A 1,661-nucleotide genomic window follows, 5' to 3' on the forward strand; every position below is an offset into this window, starting at 1 on the left:
ACCTTAAATATCTAAACTATCAATTTTCTCTTTTTTACCATAGGAATAATCTAAAATAAAGACATTGTTGACTAAACCCTCATGTACAAAATGCACACTTACTCAACAGGATTTGGAGGCAATCTCGACCTCCATGATTTAGTTCCTAGGGATAAGCAGAAATCTAGCACTGGATTAAAATTTAAAAATAAAAGTAATAATCAATAGGTTATGATGGTTTTTTATCGCATCCATGGGATCTGCTGCTGCCCGCATGATGTTGGATGCGACGGCGCTGGCACGACCTCACCCGGTGAAACAATGAAACGCGAAAGGGTTGTTCTTTGGGAAGGTGCAGTTGGACTTTCAATCGATGCCGTTGCAAAAGAGGCTGGCGTCAGTAAGGCAACGGTAATGTACGATCATTAGTCAAAGCAAGATTTGCTCAGCGATCTCATCAGTCGCCTTATGTCAGTATAGGAGGAACGTGTTCAGCAAGCGATAGCGGAAAGTAATAATACCCCGCATCCCGCACTCTATGGGCGAATTATTTCAGCCAGTAATGCTCTCAGTCATACCGAGAGAGCAGTAGTGCTGGCGGTCAGCGTATCGTTAGCTAACGATACGAATATCAGGGACACCATGCGTTCCTGCACAAACAAAGATTTGGATGAGATAAAAAGAGGACCAAAACCAGACGCTGCCGTCCTGGTATATCTGGCGTTTTCTGGTATCTACTGCCAAGAATTTTTTGATTTTTACAAATGGTCTCTTGGCGAGCGAGATAAAATTATCGAAGGCATTCGCTGTTTGTATGAATCATACCCTGACAAATCTTAATAAATAATGTCTCCGGGAATGACATTTCATTTGCGACTAATTCGCGATATTCCTATACGTAAAGGTCCGCTTTTGGCACAGAGCGGACTGTCAGCTCAGGTTAAGCCCTGTGCAGCAACAGTACCAGATCAAGTTTGAACTAATACAGATATAGCTTACTGAACTGAAACCTCAATGCCAGACTGTTCTTCCAATACCCTGACACGGATTGTCAGGGCCTTGATTGCAGCCAGCGCATCGAGCAACATTGGCGTCTGATCAAGATGCAGTATGCCGCCTATTTCTTTAACGTATTCGGGATCAATCGTTTCAATCTGCTGGGATATCACCCCGCGCCGTGGGGTCTGGGTTTCATCATCTTTAAAAGTGAAGTGCTTGAATTCCATCCGGCAGATATTTGACAACGCCGCTTCCAGATCGAGGTCATCGCCGATGTTTTTCATAGTTCTATCAGACACCGCTGAAGTCATGATCTCCTTCCATGGGCTCCAGGCATTGGTGTTGTAACCCCTGAAAAAAAATCGTCCAGCATCAGTTTGGCTTGGATATGGCAAACAAAACTGCGTTAGTGCTACGTTGGCAATACGAACATAATTTTGAACATACCCATACCAACTTGAGATAGGTCCTGAAGTTGATTTCGACATATCCAAAAGTAAACGATAAGTTCCTGGCTCTGTAAGGCTGTTGAAGTTTGTCCCATCAGGAGCAACTGCCGAGTCTGTTTTAAATACCCTGGCATCACCAGTAGGTAATCCAAATGCTCCCACTTGCATGACGTCCCCGGATGCCGTTCCGACGTCTTTCGTAGCGCTACTTCCTAAACCGAGGTTTTATAGATT

General features: G+C 44.1%; 2 protein-coding genes. One reads left to right on the plus strand and one right to left on the minus strand.

Annotation, left to right across the window (positions count from 1 at the left end; all coding sequences use genetic code 11):
* Positions 1 to 528: 528 nt before the first annotated feature.
* Positions 529 to 819: a hypothetical protein gene (locus IM290_RS21720; protein WP_368766661.1), complete on the plus strand. Its 291-nt coding sequence runs from the start codon at positions 529 to 531 to the stop codon at positions 817 to 819.
* 155 nt (positions 820 to 974) lie between these two features.
* Here IM290_RS21720 and IM290_RS21365 read toward each other — a convergent pair whose 3' ends face one another.
* The gene (locus tag IM290_RS21365) at positions 975 to 1,595 is read right to left on the minus strand and encodes a pyocin knob domain-containing S74 family peptidase (RefSeq protein ID WP_193042692.1); all 621 of its coding nucleotides are present in this window, start codon (positions 1,593 to 1,595) and stop codon (positions 975 to 977) included.
* Positions 1,596 to 1,661: the final 66 nt, after the last annotated feature.

It is taken from the genome of Enterobacter cloacae complex sp. S1 (assembly GCF_014930525.1).
Lineage (GTDB): Bacteria > Pseudomonadota > Gammaproteobacteria > Enterobacterales > Enterobacteriaceae > Enterobacter > Enterobacter hormaechei_C.

Bases quoted from the DNA above. Each gene is read 5' to 3' on its own strand.
- IM290_RS21365 (WP_193042692.1), bottom strand. From the start codon at position 1,595: ATGCAAGTGGGAGCATTTGGATTACCTACTGGTGATGCCAGGGTATTT.